We start from the raw sequence: 23,948 nt of genomic DNA on the forward strand, positions 1-23,948 counted from the left end.
CGCCTCAATCAACCCGGCGCGGCTTTCCCTTTGGGAGGAGGCAGCGTTCATGACAAGCCTGGAACAGGTCGCGCACCGGCACGACGACAGCCTGAAGAAAACCGAGGCCAATCGTGTCGCCCCAGGCTCGCCGATCCTCGAGCTGAAGGGGCTGCAGAAGAACTACGGCTATGTGCAGGCGCTGAAACCGGCGACGGTAACGTTTCTAGCCGGCGAAATTCATGCGATCGTCGGTGAAAACGGCGCCGGCAAATCGACCCTGATCAAGCTCCTGACCGGCGTCATCACCCGCACGGCGGGTGAAATTTTCTGGTGCGGCCAACCGGTCGCCTTGGCGACCCCGAACGAGGCAATCGCCCGTGGCATCAATGCCGTGCACCAGGAGGTGGTGCTCTGCCCGCACCTGACGGTCGCCGCCAATCTTTTCCTCGGCGACGAGATCAACCGCAACGGCCTGATGCGCAAGCGCCAGATGGAGAAGACGGCGCAGGCCGTGCTCGACGACCTCGGCTTCAATCTGCCGGCGGCGTCCACCTTGAGTTCGCTCACCATCGGCCAGCAGCAGCTCGTCGCGACAGCGCGGGCGGCCATGCGCGGCACCCAGTTCCTGATCTTCGACGAGCCGACCGCCTACCTGACACGCCAGGAATCGGCCCAGCTCTTCAAGCTCATTCGCCGGCTTCAGAGCGAAGGCGTGACCATCGTCTATATTAGCCACCGCATGGAAGAGGTGTTCGAGCTTGCCGATCGCGTCTCGGTGCTGCGCGACGGCACCCATGTCGGTACCCGCCTTGTCGGCGAGACCAATGAGACCGAGCTGATCGCGCTGATGATCAACCGCTCGATCGAGCAGATCTACCACAAGGTAGATATTCCACTCGGCGAAACCATTCTGGAGACGCGGGGCCTGAGCGGGCCAGGTTTCGAGGATGTCTCGCTGAGCGTCCGGGCCGGCGAGATCGTCGGCCTCTACGGGCTGATCGGCGCCGGTCGCAGCGAATTTGCGCTCGGCCTCTATGGCCGGCACCCGGCCACATCAGGCGAAATCCACTGGATGGACAAGAAGGTCGATATCCGGAACGAGCACGCGGCCATGGACCTCGGCATCGCGCTTGCGCCGGAAAGCCGCCGCGATCAGGGCCTGTGCCTCAACCTGCCGATCGGCCTCAACATCAACCTGCCGGTCTTCCGCAGGCTCAGCCGCGGGCCGATCATCAGTCATGCACTGGAATCGGCCAATGCCGATCAGCAGATCCGCAATCTCAGCATCAAGACGCCGAGCCGGCGGGTGCTGGTTTCCAGCATGTCCGGCGGCAACCAGCAGAAGGTCGTCATCGGCAAATGGCTGAGCCACGGGGCGCGGCTGTTCATCTTCGACGAGCCGACGGTCGGTGTCGATGTCGGCACCAAGGCGGAAATCTACCGCCTGTTCGCCATGCTCCTGAAAGAGGGGGCGGGCATCATCCTGATCTCGTCCTATCTGCCCGAGGTCTATGAACTGGCCGACCGGCTGCATGTCTTCCGCCGTGGCCGGCTGGTGGGCAGCCATGATTTCCATGCCGCATCCCATGAAGACGTGCTCGCCGAGGCGATCGGCGTCTGAGAAAAGCGAGAAGAGGACAATCCAAATGGCCATCACCTCATCCGAATCGAGCGCGGCGGCGCCGCGGCGCGGCGTGAACGTCCTGTTCAGCCTGACGCTGATCGGTCTTCTCCTCTTCCTCTGGATTGCGCTCGGCCTCGGGACCGCCAGTTTCTGGACTCCGCTCAATATCTCCAACCTGCTGCGTCAGGGCGCCATGACGGCGATCCTTGCGGTGGGGCAGACCTTCGTCATCATCACAGCCGGCATCGATCTGTCCGTCGGCGCGATCGTCGGCTTTTCCAGCGTCATCCTTGCCTGGCTGCTGCATGCAGGCGTGCCGCTCTGGGCGGCCTTGATCCTCACCTTGTTGATGGGCATGGCGATCGGCGTCTTCCACGGTTTCGGCATCGTGCGCATGGGCCTGCCGCCCTTCATCATCACACTGGCGACGCTGACCTCGCTGCGCGGCATCGGTCTGCTGATCACCGATGGCTCGACCATTTCGATCACCCACGAAGCCTTCACCGGGTTTTCGCGCGCCAATTTCCTCGGCATTCCCAGCCTGTTCTGGATGGTGATCCTGGTGGCGGTGCCGGCCTATATCTTCCTGCATCTCAGCCGCTGGGGCCGCTATCTCTTCGCAGTCGGCTCCAACCGCGAAGCCGCGCGCCTCTCGGGCGTCAGCGTCGACCGCACGATCTATATGGCCTATATCCTCTCGGCCACCTGCGCCGCCTTTGTCGGCATCCTGCTCGCCTCCCGCATCGGCATCGGCAACGCCACCCAGGCGGAAGGCTGGGAGCTGCAGGCGATTGCGTCCTCGGTCATCGGCGGCACCAGCCTGTTCGGCGCGGTCGGTTCGATCCACGGCCCGCTGATCGGCGCCTTCATTCTGGCGACCATCAACAACGGCGCCAACCTCCTGAACGTCAATTCGTTCTGGCAGCGCATCATCACAGGCTTGCTGATTATCGTCATCGTCTATTTCGATCAGTTGCGCCGCCGCGGTTCGCGGTAAAGCGGGGAGTGCCATGAAAGCGGTCGTCTGCAACGAACCCGGACAGCTTGCCCTTGTCGATGTCCCGGCGCCGGGCGCGGTGCCGGCCGGCTGGGCGCGGCTTGCCGTCAGCCATGTCGGCATCTGCGGCACGGATTACCACATCTACGAGGGCAAGCATCCCTTCCTGCAGTATCCGCGGATCATGGGCCACGAGATTTCCGCCCGGATAGCGGAGGCGGGCGAGGGCGTCTCGCTTCCCATCGGCAGCCTCGTCATCGTCAATCCGTATCTCGCCTGCGGCCGCTGCGGCGCCTGCCGCAAGGAAAAACCAAACTGCTGCACCAATATCCGGGTTCTGGGCGTGCATACCGATGGCGCCCAGTGCGAGGAAATCCTCGTGCCGGAGCACAATCTTTACCCGGCTGACGGTCTTTCGCCGGAGGCTGCGGCGACGGTGGAGTTTCTGGCCATCGGCGCCCATGCGGTCCGCCGCTCGCAGGCCCCGGAAGGGTCACGGGCGCTGGTCATCGGTGCCGGGCCGATCGGCCTTGGGGCCGCGATCTTCGCCCGCATCGCCGGCTATGACGTGACGCTTGCCGATACCAGCGCCGACCGTCTCGCCATGGCGGCAAAATCCTTCGATTTCGCCAAGGCGATCCTCGTCGGCGGCGACACGGCAGAGGCCGTTTCCGCAGCAACCGACGGCGATGGTTTCGATGTCGTCTTCGACGCCACCGGCTATGCCGGCTCGATGGAGCGCGCCTTTTCCTATGTCGCCCATGGCGGCTCGCTCATCTTCGTCGGCGTGGTCAAGGATGACATCCGCTTTTCCGATCCCGAGTTCCACAAGCGCGAGATGACGCTGATCGCCAGCCGCAATGCGACCAAGGAGGATTTCGTCCATGTGGCGGAGGCGATCAGGGCCGGCAAGGTGCCCGTCAATGCGCTCATAACGCACCGCACCACGCTGCAAGGGGTGATCTCCGACTTGCCGCGCTGGGCCAGCGAAAAGACAGGGTTGGTCAAGGCTGTGATCGAAATAGCGCCCTGAAGGAAGAAAACCTCGGGAATTAAAGGGGAAACTTGACAGCTGTCACCGCCTACGCGAGCTTTGCGCAAGCAACTTCATTGATTGTCAAAAGATCGGTGAAATTCTTGCGTCCGATGACTGAAGGCGATTTGGCGCTGCAGCAATTGCTGCGATGCACAAAATAGGTTAAGGCTCCAGCCGCCTGTCGATGAGGAATGACCGGAATGTCGCCGGCTCGGGTCGACGTTTTTCGGCAGCGGTAACAGGAGTGTCCCCGTGTTCTACCAGCTTTACGAACTCAATCATGCGATGATGGCGCCCTGGCGCGCAACGGCCGATGCCATGCGCCTCGCCTACGCCAATCCGCTCAATCCCGTTTCCCATACCTATTTCGGCCGGGTTGCCGCCGCCGGCCTCGAAGTGTTCGAGCGCATGACCCGCCGCTACGGCAAGCCGGAATTCGGCCTTCCCGAAACCGTGGTCGACGAGCAGACGGTGAAGGTTCGCGAAAAGATCGTCTGGCGCCAGCCCTTCTGCAATCTCATCCGCTTCGAGCGGGCGCTGCCCAAGGGCCGCGCCGCCGATCCGAAGGTGCTGATCGTCGCGCCCATGTCCGGCCACTATGCGACGCTGCTGCGCGGCACGGTCGAGGCGATGCTGCCGCATTCGGATGTCTACATCACCGACTGGATCGATGCCCGCATGGTGCCGCTGACAGAGGGCACTTTCGATCTCGACGACTACATCGATTACGTCATCGAGATGCTGCATTTCTTAGGCCCCGATACCCATGTGATCGCCGTCTGCCAGCCGGCCGTTCCGGTTCTGGCTGCGGTTGCGGTCATGGAAACCAATGAAGATCCGCTGTCGCCGGCCTCGATGACGCTGATGGGCGGGCCGATCGATACCCGCATCAATCCGACGGCCGTCAACCAGCTGGCCAAGGACAAGCCGATCAAGTGGTTCCAGGACAATGTCGTCATGCAGGTGCCGTTCCCGCAGCCGGGCTTCCTGCGGCCTGTCTATCCGGGCTTCCTGCAACTGTCCGGCTTCATGTCGATGAACCTCGACCGGCACCTGACGGCGACCAAGGATTTCTTCGAGCACCTCGTCAAGAACGACGGCGATGCTGCGGAAAAGCACCGCGATTTCTACGATGAATACATGGCCGTCATGGATCTGACGGCGGAATTCTACCTGCAGACGGTCGAAGTCGTGTTCATGCGCCATGCCCTGCCGAAGGGCGAGATGATGCATCGCAGCCAGCCGGTCGATACGACCGCCATCCGCAAGGTGGCGCTGCTGACGATCGAAGGCGAGAACGACGACATCTCCGGCGTCGGCCAGACCGAAGCTGCCCAGACGATCTGCACCAACATCCCCAACGACATGCGCCAGCATTACGTGCAGCCGGATGTCGGCCACTATGGCGTCTTCAACGGCTCGCGCTTCCGCCGCGAGATCGCGCCGCGCATCGTCGCCTTCCAGCGCCAGCACGCGCGCCGGGCAAAGCCGGTCGCCCGCGTGATCAAGGGCGGAAAACCAGGCTAAACCTGGGTTTCGTTCGATTTATGAGATTGGAAACAGGCGCTTGGCGGATTTCGCCGGCGCCTGTCTTGCGAGCGGGTTCGGCTGTTCCCACATCGTAAAGGGCAGGCCCAAAAGGGTCTGTCTTGAGCGAGGACTTCTGAACATGAATCAATCTGCATTGATCCGTCCGGACTGGACTCCCGCAACCATTGCGCTGATGGTGCTTGGCTTCGTGGTCTTCTGGCCGCTCGGTCTCGCCATGCTGGCCTATATCCTGTTCGGCGATCGGCTGAAATCCTTCCGCAAGGATGCCAACGATACCGTTGACGGGATGTTCTCATCCTTCAAGCGTGGCCGTCGCGGCTATTGCCGTCCCCAGTTCCGCACCGGCAACGTCGCCTTCGACGATTGGCGTGATGCCGAATTGACCCGCCTTGATGAAGAACGCCGCAAGCTCGATGAGATGCGCGAACAGTTCGACGAATATGTCCGCGAGCTGCGTCGGGCCAAGGATCAGGAAGAGTTCGACCGCTTCATGCGCGAACGCAATTCCGGCGGTCCGGGTTCGGTGCCGGGCTTTCCGGCCCACTGACGGTTTGACATCAAAGCCGGCGTTTCCCTGAAGCGCCGGCTTTTCCTTATCTGTCGAATGCGTAAACCCGGCGAATCGGCTATCACCAGTTTCATGTTTTCCCTTCTTCGCAAGACAACGGGCACGAAAAAAACGCCGCAGCCGACGAAGCGCCTTCTCGATGTCGCCGGCCGCGCGATGCCGCTGACGATCAAGCAGAATGCAAGAGCGACCCGCATGACGCTTAGAATCGAGCCCGGCGGCCGCGAGTTGAAGCTGACGGTGCCGGCCGGTCTGCCCGAACGCGAGATCAATGCCTTCCTCGACCGGCATCAGGGCTGGCTGATGACCAAGCTCGCGCGGTTTTCCGGCGAGAGCGTGCTGGAGGAAGGTGGCACGATCCTTATCCGCGGCATCGCCCATCGCATCGAGCGCACCGGCAAGCTGCGCGGCCTGACGGAAGCGGTTATGGCGGAGGACGAGGCCGTGCTGCGGGTGAGCGGCGCACCGGAGCACCTGCGCCGGCGTATCGCCGATTTCCTGAAGAAGGAAGCGCGCAAGGACCTCGAACATCGTGTCGGCATTCATGCCCGCATCGTCGGGCGCAAGGTCAAGTCACTCAGCTTCAAGGATACCCGCAGCCGTTGGGGTTCCTGTGCTGCCGATGGCGCCCTGAGCTTTTCCTGGCGCATCGTCATGGCGCCGCCGAAGGTGATCGATTATCTTGCTGCCCATGAGGTGGCTCATCTTCGCGAGATGAACCATGGTCCGGATTTCTGGGCCTTGTGCGAGGAGCTTTGCCCCGCGACGCCGGATGCGCGGCGCTGGCTGAAGCGCAACGGCACCATGCTGCACGCCATCGACTTCGATTGAGTGCGGCGGGCTTCTTTAGGCTCGACTCACGCGGCATTTCATGCAAGGTCCCTGACATGACGACGGACGTAAAAATTTGTGGTTTGAAGACGGCTGAGGCCATCGATCTGGCGGTCGAACTCGGGGCGACCCATACGGGTTTCATCTTCTTCGAAAAGAGCCCTCGCAATATCGAGCCCGACGACGCGGGCCGGCTTGCCGATCGCATCCGCGGCAAGGCCAAGGTGGTCGCGGTCACCGTCGATGCCGATAGCGATCTGCTCGACGAGATCGTCTCGGCGCTTTCGCCGGATATCCTGCAGTTGCACGGCAATGAGAGCCCTGAACGGGTGCTGACCGTCAAAGCCGTTTACGGCTTGCCGGTGATCAAGGCTTTCTCGATACGCGACGCCGACGATCTCAAGCGGATCGAGCCCTATATCGGCATCGCCGATCGCTTCCTCTTCGATGCCAAGCCGCCGAAAGGCTCCGACTTGCCCGGCGGCAATGGCGTCTCTTTCGATTGGCGGCTGCTGGAGACGCTTGACGGAAGCGTCGATTACATGCTTTCCGGTGGATTGAATGCGGAAAATGTCGGGGAAGCCCTTGCGCTCACGGGCGCGGGGGCCGTCGATATTTCTTCCGGGGTTGAAAGCGCACCTGGGGTCAAGGACCTGAAGCGCATGCGGGAATTTTTCGCAGCCGTGGCCCGTGGGCCGGAGGTTGCGGCAGGGAGCGACACGTGAACCAGACGCCGAAATTGAATTCGTTCAGGAGCGGACCCGACGAGGATGGCCGTTTTGGCATTTTCGGCGGCCGTTTCGTTGCCGAAACCCTGATGCCGCTGATCCTCGATCTGCAGGACGAATGGAACAAGGCCAAGACCGATCCTGCCTTCCAGGCGGAGCTTGCCGATCTCGGCACCCATTATATCGGCCGCCCAAGCCCGCTCTATTTCGCTGAGCGCCTGACGGCCGAGCTTGGCGGCGCTAAGATCTATTTCAAGCGCGAAGAACTGAACCATACCGGCTCGCACAAGATCAACAACTGCATCGGTCAGATCCTGCTCGCCAAGCGTATGGGCAAGACCCGGATCATCGCCGAAACCGGCGCCGGCCAGCATGGCGTCGCCTCGGCGACCGTCGCGGCCCGTTTCGGCCTGCCCTGCGTCGTCTACATGGGCGCGACCGATGTCGAGCGTCAGGCGCCGAACGTGTTTCGTATGAAGCTGCTCGGTGCCGAGGTAAAGCCGGTCACCGCCGGCAGCGGCACGCTGAAGGACGCGATGAACGAGGCGCTGCGCGACTGGGTCACCAATGTCGACAGCACCTATTACCTGATCGGCACCGCCGCTGGCCCGCATCCCTATCCGGAACTCGTGCGCGAGTTTCAGTCCGTCATCGGCAAGGAAGCGCGCGAGCAGATCCTTGAAGCCGAAGGCCGGTTGCCGGATCTGGTTGTTGCTGCAGTCGGCGGCGGCTCCAATGCGATCGGCATTTTCCACCCGTTCCTCGATGACGAAACCGTCAAGATGGTCGGTGTCGAAGCCGGCGGCAAGGGGCTGGACGGCGACGAGCACTGTGCCTCGATCACGGCCGGTTCGCCGGGTGTGCTGCATGGAAACCGCACCTATCTGCTGCAGGATCGCGACGGCCAGATCAAGGAAGGTCACTCGATTTCGGCCGGCCTCGATTACCCCGGCATCGGGCCGGAACATTCGTGGCTGAGCGATGTGGGCCGGGTCGAATATGTTCCGATCATGGACCATGAGGCGCTGGAGGCCTTCCGGATGCTGACCCGTCTCGAAGGCATCATCCCGGCGCTCGAGCCGAGCCACGCGATCGCCGAAGTGATCAAGCGCGCGCCGAAAATGGGCAAGGATGAAATCATCCTGATGAATCTCTCCGGCCGCGGCGATAAGGACATCTTCACCGTCGGCAATATTCTGGGCATGGGGCTTTAAGGGCATGACCGCACGCATGGACAAACGCTTCGCCGATCTGGCGGCCGAGGGCCGGCCGGCGCTGGTCACCTATTTCATGGGCGGCGACCCGGATTTCGAAACCTCGCTGGCGATCATGAAGTCGCTGCCGTCTGCCGGTTCCGACGTGATCGAACTCGGCATGCCCTTCTCCGATCCGATGGCCGATGGGCCGGCGATCCAGCTTGCGGGACAGCGGGCGCTGAAGGCCGGCCAGACGCTGGAAAAGACGCTGGAACTGGCCCGCCGCTTCCGCGCCGACGACAAGGATACGCCGATCGTCCTGATGGGTTACTACAATCCGATTTATGTCTACGGTGTCGACCGCTTCATCGAAAATGCGCTGGAAGCCGGCATCGACGGCCTGATCGTCGTCGATTTGCCGCCGGAAATGGATGACGAGCTTTGCCTGCCGGCGCTGGCCAAGGGGCTGAACTTCATCCGCCTCGCCACACCGACGACGGATGACAAGCGCCTGCCGAAGGTGCTCGAAAATACCTCCGGCTTCGTCTATTACGTCTCTATGAACGGCATCACCGGCTCGGCTCTGCCGGACCCGTCGCTGGTCGGCGGCGCGGTGCAGCGCATCAAGGCGCACACCAGGCTTCCGGTCTGTGTCGGCTTCGGCGTCAAGACGCCGGAGCATGCGCGCGCCATCGGCGCCTCCGCCGATGGTGTCGTGGTCGGAACGGCGATCGTCAATCAGGTGGCCTCTAGCCTCAACGAGGAAGGCCATTCCACCGGCGCGACGGTGCCGGGGGTCGAGGCGCTGGTGCGCGGGCTTGCAGCGGGCGTTCGTGGCTCAAGGCTTGCAGCAGCCGAATAAATGCCCACATTCTGGGGCATTCCGCTGGCCAGACCGGCGGATGCGCTGGAGAAAATGATGAATTAAGGCGTCCCTGGCCGGCTGAACGGCAAGGCCGGGCGCAATACTTCAGGAGTTTGCAGTGAACTGGATCACAAATTACGTTCGCCCGAAGATCAATTCGATGCTCGGCCGCCGCGAGGTCCCGGACAATCTCTGGATCAAGTGCCCCGAGACCGGCGAGATGGTGTTCCATCGCGACCTTGAAGACAACAAGTGGGTTATCCCGGCCTCCGGCTATCACATGAAGATGCCGGCCAAGGCGCGTCTGAAGGACCTTTTCGACGACGGCGTCTATGAAGCCCTGCCGCAGCCCAAGGTGGCGCAGGACCCGCTGAAGTTCCGCGATTCGAAGAAATACACCGACCGCCTGCGCGATAGCCGCGCCAAGACCGATCTGGAAGACACGATCGTTGCCGGGCTCGGCCGCGTCAAGGGCGTGAAGCTGGTTGGCGTCGTGCATGAATTCGCCTTCATGGGCGGCTCGCTCGGCATCGCCGCCGGCGAAGCGATCATCAAGGCCTTCGAGAAGGCGATTGCGGAAAAATGCCCGCTGGTGATCTTCCCGGCATCGGGTGGCGCCCGCATGCAGGAAGGCATCCTGTCGCTGATGCAGCTGCCGCGCACCACGGTTGCGGTGCAGATGCTGAAGGAAGCCGGCCTTCCCTATATCGTCGTCCTGACCAACCCGACGACGGGCGGCGTTACCGCGTCCTACGCCATGCTGGGCGATCTGCATATTGCCGAGCCGGGCGCGGAAATCTGCTTTGCCGGCAAGCGCGTCATCGAACAGACGATCCGCGAAAAGCTGCCGGAAGGCTTCCAGACCTCGGAATATCTGATGGAGCACGGCATGGTCGACATGGTGGTCAAGCGCCACGATATCCCCGATACGCTCGCTCGCACCCTGAAGATCCTGATGAAGAAGCCGGTCGATGCCGCCAAGCTGAACGGAAGCGGCGCGGCCGTCGTGCCGTTGGCAGCCAGCGTCTGATCGCAATCGGAAGAAGACCATGATGACGGTTGACGTCAGCGAGGCCGGGCAGGAAATCGAAAAACTGCTCGCCCTCCACCCTAAGGGTTTCGACCTTTCGCTCGACCGCATCACCCGGCTTCTCGACCGGCTGGGAAATCCGCAGGACCGCCTGCCGCCGGTCATTCATGTGGCCGGCACCAACGGCAAGGGCTCTGTCACCGCGTTTTCCCGGTCGATCCTCGAGGCCGCCGGCCTCAGCGTCCACGTCCACACCTCGCCGCATCTCGTCAATTGGCATGAACGCTACCGGCTCGGCCGCAAGGGTGGGCGCGGGGAGCTGGTCTCCGATCCGGTGCTGGCCGATGCCGTGCGCCGGGTGGCGGAGGCCAATGCCGGCGAGAAGATCACCGTCTTCGAAATCCTGACGGCCGTCACTTTCGTCCTGTTTTCCGAGCATCCCGCCGATGTCGCGATCATCGAAGTAGGGCTGGGTGGCCGCTTCGATGCGACCAATGTCATTTCTTCGCCGGCCGTTTCGGTGATCATGCCGATCTCGCTCGATCATCAGGCCTATCTCGGCGATAGGGTCGAGCTGATTGCCGCCGAAAAGGCCGGCATCATGAAGCGCGGCCGTCCGGTGGTGATCGGCCATCAGGAAGAAGATGGCGCGCGTGACGTGCTCGTCACCACGGCCGAGCGTCTGGGTTGCCCGGTTTCGGTCTATGGCCAGGATTTCATGGCCCATGAGGAATATGGCCGGCTGATCTATCAGGATGAGGACGGTCTTGCCGACCTGCCGCTGCCGCGCCTGCCGGGCCGTCACCAATATGCCAATTCCGCTGCTGCGATCCGCGCCGTCAAGGCCGCCGGCTTTGCGCCTTCGGAAGCCGCAATCGAAAAGGGCCTGGCATCCGTCGAATGGCCGGGCCGCCTGCAGCGCCTGACCGAGGGCCGGCTGGCTGCGATTGCACCGAAGGGCGCGGAAATCTGGGTCGATGGCGGCCATAACCCTGGCGCTGGCCAGGTCATCGCCGAAACCATGGCCAATCTGGAAGACCGCGATCCGCGGCCGCTGTTTCTGGTGATCGGCATGATCAACACCAAGGACCCGCTGGGTTACTTCAATGCCTTCAAGGGTTTGGCCGAGTACGTCTTCACCGCGCCGATCCGCGGTTCCGATGCCGGCATCGATGCGGTGGTTCTGGCTGAAGATGCGGCCTCGGCGGGCTTCAAGGCTGCGCCCGTCTCATCGGTGGCCGAGGCGCTGGCTGAAATCAGCGATATCTTCGACAATGGCAACGGCGCGCCGCGCATCCTGATCGGCGGTTCGCTCTATCTGGTGGGTGACGTGCTCGCCGATAACGGCACCGTCCCGGCCTGATCCAGATACAAAAAAAGCCCGGTTTTCCGGGCTTTCTTTTTCCAGACTGGAAGCGCCTCAGGCTGCGGCGTTCGAAATCCACGACGACAGGGCCGTCTTCGGAGCGGCGCCAACCTTGATGTCGGCGACTTCGCCGGCCTTGAACATGGCCAGCGTCGGGATCGAGCGCACGCCGTATTGGGCGGCGAGTTCCGGGTTCTCATCGATGTTGAGCTTGACGACCTTCACCTTGCCGGCGAGTTCGTTGGAGATTTCTTCCAGGCTCGGCGCGATCATCTTGCACGGGCCGCACCACTCGGCCCAGAAATCGACGATCACCGGCTCGGCGGCATTCAGCACTTCATCCTGAAAATTGGAGGTATCGACTTTTACGGTAGCCATAGGCTGCTCCTTGGTTTCGATTCTGGCGTTCCTGGAACGGTTGTTCCTGATGTGATGGCTGAGCGCCGGATTTTCAATGTTTTCTATCTCACTTTGTCGCGAGCTGGACAAGACTTTGGTCGAGCATGGCTTCGCTGAGCCTGATGCATACCGGCCCTTCCGTATAGATCAACACGCATTCGAAGCGATGCTTCGGGTAAAGCGGCTGCAGGATCGCCCGGTAGACGGCCAGCTGCGCGCGATAGACGAAGGGCACGTCTTCGGCCGAGCCCGGAATCTCGCGATTGGTCTTGAAATCGGCGATGATGACAGTGTCGTCCGTCACCGCCAGCCGGTCGATGCGTCCGGAGACAGCGTGCTCGCGCTTGCCGAGTGTCAGCGTGCCCATGATCGAGACTTCGGCCCGGCTGCCGCCTAAGAAAAGCCGCTCAAGGCTTTCGTCCTCGATGACACCGAGCACGGATTGCACGAGAGCCCGGCGCTCCGCTTCCGGCCAGTCCGGCACCGATCGTTCGAGATAGCGTTCGGCCGCTGCTTTGCGCTCTTCCCTTGGCATGGCCGGCAGCATCTGCAGGAAACGGTGCAGGATCGCGCCGCGCAGCAGGGAGGTCTGCGGCACGGCCTTCTGCAGGAAGAGCGCAGAGCCCGTCTGCGGCAGGGCATCCTCTTCCACGGTGATGCCGGCGCCCGAGGGGCTGAGCGGCCTCGGCAGGCGCCGTTGCGGCGGCAGGGGTTTCGAGAGGGCGACGGGAAGACCGGGTCCGCCATCGCGATGCGCCTTGTCCTTCTTCTCCTGTGGCGTGGAAACATCTTTTGGCGCGGAAACCTGCCAGCGATAGCCGGCCCATTCCTGCCCGCCGGCCTTGAAGGTCCACGGCGTGCTGCGGCCCTTCTCATCAGCGGAAAGGCTGGATGTGACCATGGCATGCCAGCTGTCGGCATTGGCGCGCTTGCCTTGATAGCCGCAGATGACCAGCCGATCGGCAGCCCGCGTCATGCCGACATAAAGAAGCCGGCGATATTCTTCCTCGGCGGCCTGTTTCAACCGCTCGGTATCGGCATCGATCAGGCTGTTTGAGGACGCGCCCGGCGGCCGCCAGACCGGCACATCGGCAGCGCCCGGCCGGTCGATGACGGGGGGAAGGGTGCGCAAGCCAGAAACATGCTGCGCATTGAAGGCCTTACCGGAACCATCGACGAGGAAGACGACCGGCGCCTCCAGCCCCTTGGCGGCGTGCACGGTCATGATGCGGACTTCGTTGCGCTCCTTGTCCTGCTCGCGCTTGACGGTCGGCGCTTCCATTTCGAGGCCGGAAATGAAGCTTTGCAGGCCGGGCAGACCGTTTTTCTCGTGATCGAGCGCGAAGGTCAGGAATTCGTCGATGATGTCGCCGACCTCGCTGCCGAGCCGCCCCAGAAACGCTGCCCGTCCGCCATCCTGCCCGAGGATACGGGCATAGAAATCATAGACCGGCAGCTCCCGCGAAAGTGCGATATAGCGCTCCAGCCGCTTGACGAGATCGCCATAGGGCGCCTGTTCGTGAAGGCTGCGCAAATGCTGCCAGACATTGGTGCCATCAGGCCGCTCGGCGAGGGCTGCGACATGCTCTTCCGAGAGATCGAAGAGCGGACTTTTCAGGATCGACGCCAGCGACAGGTCGTCTTCCGGCAAAAGCACGAAATGGCCGAGCGCCGTCAGGTCCTGCACGGCGATATGGCTGGTCAGCACCAGCCGGTCGGCTCCGGCGACGGGAATGTCGCGCCGGGTTTTCAGTGCCCGCGTCAGGGCGTTGACGAAGGCATCGCGCTTGCGCACCAGCACGATCACATCGCCCGGCTGCATCGGGCGCGGTACGCCCCTCTCGATCACCGTTTCGGTGCCGATCCAGTCGGCAAGCGTGGCGGCGATGCGTTGCGCCAGGATATTGGCGGGTGCATCTTCCGGCGTCGCGTCAAAGGCGGCCGTCCATTCCTCTTCATGGATGGTTTCGGCAGGCACGATCGTTTCCCAGACATCGACGACGCCGGCCTGGCCGATGCGGTTCGAGGCATGCACGACCGGCTCGTTGCGGGCGCTGAGACCTTTTGCATGGGCGGGATTGTCGAAGACGGCATCGACGGCGGACAGCACATCCTCGGTCGAGCGAAAGGAAAGCTGCAGGCGGATGGGGCTGAAGGCGCTGCCGCTTTCGCGCACCCGCCGTTCGGTGGCTGTGCTTTCATCTGAGAAACGTTCGGGACGCGCGCCCTGGAAGGAATAGATCGACTGTTTCTCGTCCCCCACCGCAAACATGGTGCGATGGGTGCCGCGCGCGGTTTCGCCGGAAAAGAAATCCTCCGCCAGCGACTGAATGATTGTCCATTGCACCGGGCTCGTATCCTGCGCTTCGTCGACGAGGATATGGTCGATGCCCTGATCGAGCTTGTAATGCACCCAGGCGCCGACATCGGCGCGGGACAGCAGCGCAGCGGTGCGGTTGATCAGGTCGTCGAAATCGAGTTGGCTGCGGGTTTTCTTGATGTCCTCGTAGTCATGGTTCAGCCGTTCGGCGAGGATCAGTGCCGCATGGGTCGCCTCGAACATCGCGACGAGATTGAGCCGGTCGATGGTTTCCATAAGGCGGTCGCGGGCCGCGAAAACGATGGGTTCCAGATCGGGCACGCTCTTGCGCATGGCGGCGGAAAACAGGCCGGAATCGGCCTTCGGCTTGCCGCTGCCGGTATAGAAAGCCGAACGCAGCAGATCGAAGCGTTGCAGCGGATCGGACGTTCCGGCCGTGCCACGCAGGTTTTCCGCCACTTCCGAAACCTTCGCGCCACCAGAGGCGGCAGCAGCAGAGAGATAACGCTCCAGCGCCGCGCCGCTCAGCGGATCGAGCGGCCAAAGGTTGGCGATAAGCGTCTGCGAACTTTCGTCCGGTCCGATGCCGAGCGCTTCGCGGAGCGCGCTATCGATGCCGCCCTCCGCCTCGGCCAGAAAGGCCTGAAGCTTCGTCCTGCTGGCGACGATCGCCGTCAGCAGCTTTTCAAGGCCGGTATCGTCGGCAAGGTCAAGCACGGTGGCGAAGGCCTGCGCTAGTTCCGGATCGTCCTCGCTGGCCGTCGCCGTCAAAAGCGCGCGGCGGGCATCGGCCAGCAGCGTCGCCGATGCCCGGTCGTCCAGCACCGAAAAATGCCCGGCGACATTGGCTTCGAGCGGGAATTGATGCAGCAGCGCCTCGCAGAAGGCGTGGATCGTCTGGATCTTCAGGCCGCCCGGCGTTTCCAGCGCCCGCGCGAAAAGGCGTCGCGCCTCCTGCCGCTTGAAGAGAGACGGTCTTTCACCTTCGATTGCTTCGATGCGGGCGTCGAGCGCGTCGTCATCGAGCGTCACCCATTCGGCAAGCCGCTCGAACACCCGGTTCGACATTTCCGATGCGGCGGCCTTGGTATAGGTGAGGCATAGGATTGCCGAGGGCCGGCATCCCGAGAGCAGAAGCCTGATCACGCGCTGCGTCAGCACATGGGTCTTGCCCGAACCGGCATTGGCCGACACCCAGGCGGAGCGCGCAGGGTCGGACGCCTCCGCCTGCTTGGCCGATGTCCAGTCCAGCCAGCCCTTGGGGCTGAGATCGTTGGGCGAAAGTTCAGCCATCGTTGCCATCCTCGTCGCCATCGGCGGTCGCCCATTCGGCGACGCGGGCCAGATGGTCGTATTCGCCGCCATAATCGCGTTCCTTTTGCACGATCAGCCGCGATGCGAAGCCGTATTTGCCGCTGCGCAGCGCCAGAAGCAGGCCGATCAGCTCGCGCAACGATTCCTCCGCCAGTTGATCGGCCGATTTCGTTTCGACGCCGGCGCGGCTTGCGCCTTCGTTGTTGACCTCCTCGGACTTAAAACGATCGCCAGGCTTCAGCCGGACATAGACGAGCGACTGTGGCTCCTTGCGGCCGATCTTCGGGAAGGCCCCGGCCTTCAGGGCGGCGGCTTCCAGGGCAAGCTGCGGGTCGAGCAGCGTGCGGGCTTCCCTGACCGACGGGCTGGAGCCGGTCTTGTAGTCGAGGATGACAGCCGTGCCGTCGTTCAGAATATCGATGCGGTCCGCAATGCCCGTCAGCTTGATGTCGCCGACGCCGAGCGGCAAGGTCGCGTAAAGCTCGAGGAAGGATTGCTTGATCGAACCCCTGCGTCCTGCCTCCCAGGCAAGGAAGGCCTTGCCGACAGCCGCAAAGCGGGGGCGCCAGACGACATCGATATGGGGCGGCAGGGCCTGTTCGTCGAAGGCTTCTTTCAGGATACGGTCCATCGTGGCGGCGGCTTGCGGAGACGATGGCTCAAGATCTTCGGCAATGAAACGCTCGACGATCTTGTGGTAGAGCGTGCCGCGCTCCGCCGCACCGGGATCGCGATTGAAGGGATCGAGCGGGTTAAGGCGCAAAACGCGCCGCGCGTAAACGGCATAAGGGTCGCGGCGCAGTCGGCTCACTTCACTGAAGGAATAGCTTCGGGGCTGCAGTTCCACCGGTGGTCTCGGTTCGGGGCGTTTGGCCAGTTCCTGCTGCCCGCCGTCATCCAGCATGCCCGCCCAGCCGGCATAGTCGCGGCCATTGGCGCGCAGCTCCGCCGCAAGCTCTTCACCACCGACCGCCAGCAACCGCTGCAGCCAGCGTGAGGCGACGGTCGGGGTGGCGCCCTTGCGCATGGCGCGGGTCAGCACCAGCCGCCGCGTGCCGCACGCCATCTGGAAATCGTGCGCGAGCTGGCCGATGCGCCGTTCCGGCGGCTCCAGCCCCATCGTCGTCTTCATCGTGCGCGACAGGAAGGGGTCGTTGGCCGTCTGGCCCGGCCATGTTCCCTCATTCAGGCCGCCGAGCACGACGAGATCGACACTCTGCAGGCGCGATTCCATCGCACCGAAGATGAAGACGCGGGGATGGCGCATGGAGCGCGGCTTGATGGCTTCGCTGACCATCAGCGCTTCCATCACATCGCTCCATTGCGGCCCATCGGCGGAAAGCTGGCCATCCGTTTCGATGATCGCGCGCAAGAGGTTTGCCAGGGCTTCACCGGCTTCGCCGCTCCAGAGGTCGGCGAGGCTTCGGTCCGCGTCGATGGCGATCGCTTCCAGCGCTTCGCCGGTTCGCTTTGCCCAGTCGGAGAGCGTCAGCGTGGTCGTCAAGCCGCGGCCGCTGCGATGACGGCCGACAAGCGTGCCGGTCAGCGGCTCGACAGCCTTGCCAATCGCTCGAGAAAAATCCCGCGCCGCGTCGATATCCTCCTCGGTGATGGCGCTCTTCCACTCCGGCTGGTGGCGTTCCGTCACGCGGCGGGCAAGAGCCTGATCGAGCAGGCTTCCCAGTTCCGAGAGATCGACGCTGCCGGTGCCGCCGCGCAGCGCCAGCCGTTCAAGCACGCTCGTTGCCCGACGAGCGATATCGGTCGGCTGGCCGAAGCGTGCGAGAGGATGCTTGAGCAGCGCCGTTACCGCAACGGGATCGCCGGGGCGCAGGCTTGCTTCGAGAACGAGGCGCGTGAGGCTGCCGGCCGGTGTGGCCGACAAGGGCGTGCCGGCCGAATCGTCGGCTTCGATGCCGAAGCGCAGCAGCTCGGCGGCGACCCGGCGGGCAAGGTCGCGGTCGGGCGTGATCAGCGCTGCCTGACTATTCTCATCGCCTTCCAGCGCAAGGCGAAGCGCAATGGCGATGGCGGTTGCTTCTTCCCGCTCATTGGCGGTTTCGATCAGGGCGGCGTCCTTGAAGGCGGCGCGCAGCCTTGTGGGGTCGGTGTCGCGTTGCAGGTCCATCCAGGCGCTGGTCGCCTGCACCGGCAGCAGCGCGTGGGAAAGGATTTCGCTCCGATAGGCGAGATCGCCTTCGGCCTCCGCAAGGCTCGGGATTTCGCTGCGATCGAGACCCATGCGCTTCAACAGACGGAAGAAGCCGTATTGCGGATGACTGCGGCTCGACGGGTCCGGTCGGCCAGTGTCGCCGATGGCCTCGGGAACGATCTGGTTCCACTCGGCTTCGCTCATCGTCTGGTCGAGGCCGGGCAGGACGATGGTACCGTTCGGCAGTTTTTGTACGGCAGCGATTAGGGCGGCGGTGGCGGGGATGGAGCCGGTGGAGCCTGCGATGATAATCGGTCCCGTCACCTTGCCGGCGGCGATGCGCTGGCTTTCTGCGTCGAGGATGGCATTGCGATGGCGGGCGGGGGAAGATTGGTGCAGCTCTTCCAGCCGCGCCGGCCAGTAGGTGCGAGCGATCTTCAGGAATTCCAACGTCAGCTGCCACCACAGCGCATGGTCGGCATTCTGCAGGTTATCCAGTGCTTCCCAATCCAGCTCTTCCGTTTCCATCGCATCGATGATGTCGGCGAGATTGCGGGCGAGCCAGATGGCGTCGGCCGGGCTTGCCGGCGCGATCAGCGGGCTTTCGGAATGGATGTCGAGCACGATCTTCGGCAGCTGGTTGCGCCAGGCGAGTATCAGCCGGCCGAGCTCGATCAGCCGCGCGGTGCCGGGAAGCGGCGGGGCAAGGTCGAGGATAACAGGGATTTCGGCATCGAAGAAGCCGCTGTCGTCGTCGGTCTCACCGAGTGCGCGGATGACCGGCAGGATCGCCGAGCGGCCGCCGAGGTGATCGACCAGTTCGGAGCGCAGCACGCGGGCGGAACGGCGGGTCGGCACGAAAATCGTGATGCCGGCCAACGCCAGCGGATCGGCCTCGTCATATCTGTAGCCGGCAATCAATCTTCCATCGCAGAGCGACTGGACGAGCGTTTTCAGGAACGGTCGCCCGGCAGGAATGGTGAAGACGTTGCGGGCGGGGGCCACCATGTCAGGCCCCGTTGCCGAAGCGGGCGATGGCCTCTTCGGCAAGGCCGATCGCCTCGGGTGTGCCGACCGTCAACCAGTGGCCTTCGAGCACGATGCCGTAAAGCCGCCCGCGTTCGATCGCCTTGTCGAAATAGATGTTGAGATTGAAGGCATCCGTGGGGGCGTCGTCGAACAGGCGCGAATCGAGCGCGATGGCACCCGCATAGACAACTGGCTGCGGCATGCCCTTCTGATAGCGTGTCAGCCGGCCATCGGGCGCGAGAGAAAAATCGAGCTTGCCGTTGTGCCCGGTCGTGTCCTCGTTGCGGACGCAGAGCAGCGCCATATCCATCTTTTCAGGATCGAAGAAGGAGATGAGGCGGTCGAGATTGGAGGATTTTTCGCCCACCCAGAAAAGATCGGCGTTCATAACGAGGACAGGACCGTCTTCCAGAAGCGACAGGCCTTTGACCAGCCCACCGCCGGAATTCATCAGTCGGTCGCGTTCGTCCGAGATCAGGATTTCTGGCTCTGCCCGCTCCTTGAGATGATTCTCCATCTGGTCGGCGAAGTGATGCACATTGACCGCCGCCGTGGTGATGCCGGCCGCCTGCAGCAGGTCGAGCACGTAATCGATCATCGGCCGTCCCGCGATCTTCACCAGTGGCTTCGGCATCGTGTCGGTGATCGGGCGCAGTCGGGTGCCGAGGCCGGCGGCAAGCACCATGGCGTTGTGAATGGGCATGAAGAGGTCCGAATTGATGTTCTTGATTCGGACTCTATAACATTGCGCTTCGATTTGAAGGTTCAGAGAAGCCCGCTTCGCACGCACCAGTCCTTGAGCGGCGCAAGGGCCGGGTGTGTCAGGGCTGTTTCCAGATAGGCGAAGGTGCGCGGCATGTGTTTCATATAGCCGGGTTTGCCGTCACGCTGCATCAGCCGCACCCAGATGCCGACGAGCTTGCAATTGCGCTGCGCCGACATGATGTGCCAGTCGCGCAGGAAGGTTTCCCTGTCGAAGCCGCTGCTTTCCTGCCGACCGGCCATATAAGCCTCCAGCATGCGGGCCGTCAGCGCCGGCTCGATGGTCACGCGGGCATCCTGCGTCAGCGAGGCGACGTCATAGGCCGTCGGGCCGATCATCGCGTCCTGAAAGTCGATGAGACCGATGCGCTTCAGGCCTGCTTCCTGCTCGCGCCAGATGATGTTCGGCGAATGGAAATCGCGCAGCAACAGGTTGGTTTCCGAGGTGGCGAGCAGATCGATCAGCCCGTCCCAGACGGCGGCGTAATCGTCTCGCTCGGCGCTCGATGCCGGTTCGCCGCGCTTCCATGGCAGGTACCAGTCGAGCAGCAGCCGGGTTTCGATCTTCATGGCCCGGCGGTCGAAATCGGGCACCGTGTGGACGATGCCGTTGCCAACTGCGATTTTTGGCGTGGCTTTCTGTGCATGCAAGGCTGCCAGCATGCGTACACTTTCGATGTAGCGCTCGGCAATCGGCTTACCATCAGCGTCGAGAACACCGTCGCGGCCGAGGTCCTCGATCAGCAGGATGCCGGCGTCGAGATCGCTTTCATAGATTTCCGGCGCGCTGAAACCTTTTGCACGCAAGTCACGGTCGATGGCGACGAAGGGCACGCAGTCTTCGGCGATATGGGCAAGCTGCTGGTAATATTTGCCGTCTTCGAGGATGGGGCCGGGCTTGTGCCGCGGTGCATCCATCAGGATCATCGGTGCGCGACCGCGGGTGGAGATCGTTTCATAGGCGCGGGCCGAGGCATCACCGCTCAGGTGACGGCGGCGGGCATCGCTGTAACCGCTGAAGTCGAGGAAGTTGCGGATCGACAGGCTGCGGCCAATCCGCGACAGGGCGGCCTCGTAGCCGGAAATGATCACCCGGCGACCGTCGCCCTCGTGGGTGAAGCTGAGCGTAATCGTGGTTTTTGGCAGGGCGCTTTCGGCGCGCTCCGGCCATTCGACAAGGCAGATGCCCTCCGACAGGGCTTCATCAAAGCCGAGTTCGTCGAGTTCGGAGACATCGGACAGCCGGTAGAGATCGAAATGGGCGGCGGGGATGCGCAGCGGGTAACTCTGGACGAGGGTAAAGGTGGGGCTTGGCACTTCAAGCTCGTCATCGTCGGCAAGCGCCCGCAGCAGGGCGCGGGCCAGTGTCGATTTGCCGGCGCCGAGATCGCCGGACAAGGCCAGACAATCGCCGATCTTGACCGCCAGCGCCAGGTCTTCGCCCAGCGTTTTGGTCGCGGCCTCGTCCTTCAGCAGGATATCGATGGGCGTCGTCATTCGGCGGCTTGGACTTTTGGTAGTTCGGCCGAGGGAATGCGGCAGGTGACCTCCGTGCCTTCACCCTCGCGGCTGCGGATCGAGACTGTGCCGTGATGCAGGCTGACGAAGCTCTCGACGATCGAGAGACCGAGGCCGGCCCCGCCGCGCGAACCGTGGCTTTCGAAGCGTTCGAAAACGCTTTCGAGGATTTCCTGCGGGATGCCGCTGCCGTTATCGGCGATGCTGAAGACGAAATCATGGTTTTCGCGATGGCATTTCAGGCTGATGATGCTGCCTTCCGGCGCGAAATTCGCAGCGTTGGTCAAAAGCTTGATGAAGATTTGCTTCAGCCGCTGGTGATCGGCGACGAAGTTGCCGAGCATGTCCGGTGTCTCGATGCGCAGCGTCACGCCGCTTTCATGCAGCCGCTCGGCCATGTGGGCCGAAACCTCGTCGATGAAATCGGTGAGGTTGATATCGGCAAGCTCAAGCTCGACGATACCGGCATCGACGGTTGCGAGATCGAGGATGTCGTTGACGATGGTCAGGAGCAGCGAGGACGAGGTGGAGATGTGATCGACATATTCCGCCTGCCGTTCCGTCAGCGTGCCGAAAGTCGGCGTCTTCAGGAGGTCGGCAAAGCCGATGATGTTGGTGAGCGGCGAGCGCAGCTCGTAGGACACGTGCTGGACGAAATCGTTCTTCAGCGAATCGGCTTTTCGCAGCGCCTCGTTCTTTTCGGTCAGCGCCCGCTCGACCCGCACGCTGTCGGTGATGTTGACGAAGGTCAGCATCGTCTGGGCGTTCGGCAGCGGGATCACGGCGAAATCGAGGATCAGGCCGGTGTGCAGTTCGAGCATGCCGCGGCAGTCGGTGCGCTCGTCGTCGAAGCTGGTGATGAGATGCGAGAAGCGCTTCCAGCCGTCCGGCTGGTCGTAGGAAGAGGCGCAGGCCTGTTCGATGGCGCGGATATGGGTTCCCGGCTGTGCTTGCGGCTCGCTGATGTTCCAGAGCATGCGGAAGGCGGGGTTCGACAGCTTGATGCGGCCATCCGGCCCGAACACCGCGACGCCTTCGGACAGGTGATCGATGGTTTCGCCCTGCACCTGAACCAGCGTGTTGTAGCGGGTTTCGAGATCGACCTTTTCCGTCAGGTTCTCGAACACCCAGGTCGCGCCGCCTTGTGGGCGGGCGGTGGCGAAGACGCGCAACGTCTGGCCGTTCGGCAGGTGCCAGAGATCGGACTGCGTGTCGATTGCCTGATAGACGGAAAGGGCGTTGTCCTTCCACTGCTTCCAGTTGAGCTGTTCCGGCAGCTTGCCGCCGGCGCGCAGCCGGTCGAGGATTTCGCCATTGCTCGGCTTGCGCTCCAGGAAGCCCATGTCGAGTTCCCAGAGTCGCTGGAAGGCCTGGTTGTAGAATTGCAGCCGCTGAGCGCCGTCGAAGATCGCAACCGGCGTCGCCAGATGGTCGAGTGTTTCGGCGTGGCTCTTCAGCGTGCGGTTTAGCTCCTCGCGCACCGCCTCGACATCGGAGATATTGGCGGCCATGCCGGCCGAGCCGTGGATGTTGCGGGCGTCGACCACGTCGAAGAAGGTTCGGTTGCCGCGCACGACGGTCGAGACCTTGTCGCGGAAGGGGTTGTCGTAGGTGCTGGTGGCGCGGATTTTTTCGCGGGCGACGGTGGCCAGCAATTCCTTGCCGTCCTTGATGGCCTCCGCCCGGTTCGGTGCCTCGACAGCGTCGGTATAGGCCTCGTTCACCCAGCTCAGGGTCCCGTCGGTGTTGCGCAGCCACACCGGCTGGTCGATGGCGTCGAGAAGCGTGTAGACGGAGGCGAGCGACGCCTGCAGGGTATCGTGTTCCAGCTTCAACTCGGCCAGTTCGGCGCGCAGGTTGTTGAGGGCGACGAAGCGCACGAAGGCGCGGCCGCCGGAAACGCGGCCCTGCGCTTCGAGAATTTCGTTGCGGTGGGTCTCTATGATGAGGTCGAAGCTCTGGGCCTGCGATCGCAGCCGTTCGATCGCCTTTTCCAGCTCGGAGGCCGAGATCGGCTTGATCCAGCGGCCGAAGGCGAGGAATTCACGGTCGTCCTGCGGCACGCCGGTTTCGGCCGGCAGATGGCCGATGAATTCCGGCTTGGTGGAAAGCCCTTCCCAGATGACGATGCGGCGGTTCTTGTCGGCGATCAGGGCCTGCAGCCGGGAAATACGCTGGTTCGCATCGGCAAGAGCGGCATTCAGCTCGCGGTTTTCGTTCTCGATATTGCCGCGCTGGCGGATCAGCCAGATGGCGGAGATCATCGCGGCGGAGATCACGCCGATGAGCACGGAAAAGGTGATGACTTCGGAAGAGCGGAAGAGGGAAAGCCCGCTGGTTTCGGCAAAGGCCGGACCCGCAAGGGACGCCAGCATGGAACCGGCCGCCAGTTTTCGCAACAGACGTCCGATCCGTCCACCCACGCGTTTCGCCGAACCGTGATCCATCTTCGTTTCCCCGCTTGCATCGCACGTCACCGCCGCCGATTCGGTCGAGCCAGGGCGATCACGTTTCATTAAACATCCGTAGCGTGCCCCGACCTTTCGGCGGTGCATGACATCAGGCCACTGAGGAGCCCATGAATGCTGACATCGTCCCTCTCCGGGGGCGGATGACCGGCTGCGTTCGCCGCGCAAGGGCGCGGCCGGATGTTTCGATCTGCGACACCATCTGTCCGCAT

Annotated in this window: 17 protein-coding genes; 11 read left to right on the forward strand and 6 right to left on the reverse strand. The window is 63.0% G+C overall.

Translation table 11 applies throughout. The features are described 5' to 3' along the window. The first annotated feature begins 49 nt into the window (after positions 1–49). From ASC86_RS17945 to ASC86_RS17995, 11 genes are all read left to right on the forward strand, one after another. Positions 50–1,603, forward strand: coding sequence for a sugar ABC transporter ATP-binding protein (locus tag ASC86_RS17945; RefSeq protein ID WP_056324130.1), 1,554 nt, complete (start codon positions 50–52; stop codon positions 1,601–1,603). A 25-nt stretch (positions 1,604–1,628) separates the two neighbouring features. Continuing rightward, positions 1,629–2,603 (forward strand): ABC transporter permease, encoded by a 975-nt coding sequence (locus tag ASC86_RS17950; RefSeq protein WP_056324132.1) that lies wholly within the window; start codon positions 1,629–1,631, stop codon positions 2,601–2,603. Positions 2,604–2,616: 13 nt separating this feature from the next. Further along, positions 2,617–3,636 (forward strand): zinc-binding alcohol dehydrogenase family protein, encoded by a 1,020-nt coding sequence (locus tag ASC86_RS17955; RefSeq protein WP_056324134.1) that lies wholly within the window; start codon positions 2,617–2,619, stop codon positions 3,634–3,636. A 255-nt stretch (positions 3,637–3,891) separates the two neighbouring features. After that, complete coding sequence (gene phaZ, locus ASC86_RS17960; RefSeq protein WP_056324137.1) at positions 3,892–5,166, forward strand: polyhydroxyalkanoate depolymerase; 1,275 nt, start codon at positions 3,892–3,894, stop codon at positions 5,164–5,166. Between the two features lie 142 nt (positions 5,167–5,308). Then, the gene (locus ASC86_RS17965; protein ID WP_056324140.1) at positions 5,309–5,737 is read left to right on the forward strand and encodes a DUF2852 domain-containing protein; all 429 of its coding nucleotides are present in this window, start codon (positions 5,309–5,311) and stop codon (positions 5,735–5,737) included. A gap of 93 nt (positions 5,738–5,830) precedes the next feature. Beyond that, entirely contained in the window at positions 5,831–6,589 is a 759-nt protein-coding gene (locus tag ASC86_RS17970; RefSeq protein ID WP_056324352.1) for a M48 family metallopeptidase, read from the forward strand. Positions 6,590–6,645: 56 nt separating this feature from the next. Next, complete coding sequence (locus ASC86_RS17975) at positions 6,646–7,314, forward strand: phosphoribosylanthranilate isomerase (protein ID WP_056324144.1); 669 nt, start codon at positions 6,646–6,648, stop codon at positions 7,312–7,314. Further along, positions 7,311–8,531: a tryptophan synthase subunit beta gene (trpB, locus tag ASC86_RS17980; RefSeq protein ID WP_056324146.1), complete on the forward strand. Its 1,221-nt coding sequence runs from the start codon at positions 7,311–7,313 to the stop codon at positions 8,529–8,531. Before ASC86_RS17975 ends, trpB begins: the two co-directional genes overlap by 4 nt. 4 nt (positions 8,532–8,535) lie before the next feature. Next, complete coding sequence (gene trpA, locus ASC86_RS17985; RefSeq protein ID WP_056324148.1) at positions 8,536–9,375, forward strand: tryptophan synthase subunit alpha; 840 nt, start codon at positions 8,536–8,538, stop codon at positions 9,373–9,375. A gap of 121 nt (positions 9,376–9,496) precedes the next feature. Then, positions 9,497–10,408, forward strand: a complete 912-nt coding sequence (accD, locus tag ASC86_RS17990) for an acetyl-CoA carboxylase, carboxyltransferase subunit beta (RefSeq protein ID WP_056324150.1) — start codon at positions 9,497–9,499, stop codon at positions 10,406–10,408. A 19-nt stretch (positions 10,409–10,427) separates the two neighbouring features. Further along, positions 10,428–11,771 (forward strand): folylpolyglutamate synthase/dihydrofolate synthase family protein, encoded by a 1,344-nt coding sequence (locus ASC86_RS17995; protein WP_056324153.1) that lies wholly within the window; start codon positions 10,428–10,430, stop codon positions 11,769–11,771. A gap of 57 nt (positions 11,772–11,828) precedes the next feature. On the opposite strand, the gene trxA is transcribed toward ASC86_RS17995, so the two are convergent. The 6 genes from trxA to ASC86_RS18025 form a co-directional block, all read right to left on the reverse strand. After that, positions 11,829–12,152 (reverse strand): thioredoxin, encoded by a 324-nt coding sequence (gene trxA / locus ASC86_RS18000; protein ID WP_056324155.1) that lies wholly within the window; start codon positions 12,150–12,152, stop codon positions 11,829–11,831. An 88-nt stretch (positions 12,153–12,240) separates the two neighbouring features. Further along, positions 12,241–15,786 (reverse strand): double-strand break repair helicase AddA, encoded by a 3,546-nt coding sequence (gene addA / locus ASC86_RS18005; RefSeq protein ID WP_056324158.1) that lies wholly within the window; start codon positions 15,784–15,786, stop codon positions 12,241–12,243. Then, entirely contained in the window at positions 15,779–18,967 is a 3,189-nt protein-coding gene (addB, locus tag ASC86_RS18010; protein ID WP_056324161.1) for a double-strand break repair protein AddB, read from the reverse strand. The genes addA and addB overlap by 8 nt, the downstream gene beginning before the upstream one ends. A gap of 1 nt (position 18,968) precedes the next feature. After that, entirely contained in the window at positions 18,969–19,691 is a 723-nt protein-coding gene (locus ASC86_RS18015) for a nucleotidyltransferase family protein (RefSeq protein ID WP_056324355.1), read from the reverse strand. Between the two features lie 62 nt (positions 19,692–19,753). Next, positions 19,754–21,247: a tRNA (adenosine(37)-N6)-threonylcarbamoyltransferase complex ATPase subunit type 1 TsaE gene (gene tsaE / locus ASC86_RS18020; RefSeq protein WP_056324165.1), complete on the reverse strand. Its 1,494-nt coding sequence runs from the start codon at positions 21,245–21,247 to the stop codon at positions 19,754–19,756. Then, complete coding sequence (locus ASC86_RS18025) at positions 21,244–23,715, reverse strand: PAS domain-containing sensor histidine kinase (protein ID WP_056324167.1); 2,472 nt, start codon at positions 23,713–23,715, stop codon at positions 21,244–21,246. The genes tsaE and ASC86_RS18025 overlap by 4 nt, the downstream gene beginning before the upstream one ends. Positions 23,716–23,948 lie beyond the last annotated feature (233 nt).

Origin of the sequence: Rhizobium sp. Root1212, from assembly GCF_001424985.1 — a bacterium.
Taxonomy (GTDB): Bacteria; Pseudomonadota; Alphaproteobacteria; order Rhizobiales; family Rhizobiaceae; genus Pararhizobium.

Excerpts from the sequence above, each read along its gene's own strand:
- ASC86_RS17945 (WP_056324130.1), top strand. The coding sequence starts at position 50 with ATGACAAGCCTGGAACAGGTCGCGCACCGGCACGACGACAGCCTGAAG.
- ASC86_RS17950 (WP_056324132.1), top strand. The coding sequence starts at position 1,629 with ATGGCCATCACCTCATCCGAATCGAGCGCGGCGGCGCCGCGGCGCGGC.
- ASC86_RS17955 (WP_056324134.1), top strand. The coding sequence starts at position 2,617 with ATGAAAGCGGTCGTCTGCAACGAACCCGGACAGCTTGCCCTTGTCGAT.
- ASC86_RS17965 (WP_056324140.1), top strand. The coding sequence starts at position 5,309 with ATGAATCAATCTGCATTGATCCGTCCGGACTGGACTCCCGCAACCATT.
- ASC86_RS17970 (WP_056324352.1), top strand. The coding sequence starts at position 5,831 with ATGTTTTCCCTTCTTCGCAAGACAACGGGCACGAAAAAAACGCCGCAG.
- ASC86_RS17975 (WP_056324144.1), top strand. The coding sequence starts at position 6,646 with ATGACGACGGACGTAAAAATTTGTGGTTTGAAGACGGCTGAGGCCATC.
- trpA (WP_056324148.1), top strand. The coding sequence starts at position 8,536 with ATGACCGCACGCATGGACAAACGCTTCGCCGATCTGGCGGCCGAGGGC.
- ASC86_RS17995 (WP_056324153.1), top strand. The coding sequence starts at position 10,428 with ATGATGACGGTTGACGTCAGCGAGGCCGGGCAGGAAATCGAAAAACTG.
- trxA (WP_056324155.1), bottom strand. The coding sequence starts at position 12,152 with ATGGCTACCGTAAAAGTCGATACCTCCAATTTTCAGGATGAAGTGCTG.
- addA (WP_056324158.1), bottom strand. The coding sequence starts at position 15,786 with ATGGCTGAACTTTCGCCCAACGATCTCAGCCCCAAGGGCTGGCTGGAC.
- addB (WP_056324161.1), bottom strand. The coding sequence starts at position 18,967 with ATGGTGGCCCCCGCCCGCAACGTCTTCACCATTCCTGCCGGGCGACCG.
- ASC86_RS18015 (WP_056324355.1), bottom strand. The coding sequence starts at position 19,691 with ATGCCCATTCACAACGCCATGGTGCTTGCCGCCGGCCTCGGCACCCGA.
- tsaE (WP_056324165.1), bottom strand. The coding sequence starts at position 21,247 with ATGACGACGCCCATCGATATCCTGCTGAAGGACGAGGCCGCGACCAAA.
- ASC86_RS18025 (WP_056324167.1), bottom strand. The coding sequence starts at position 23,715 with ATGGATCACGGTTCGGCGAAACGCGTGGGTGGACGGATCGGACGTCTG.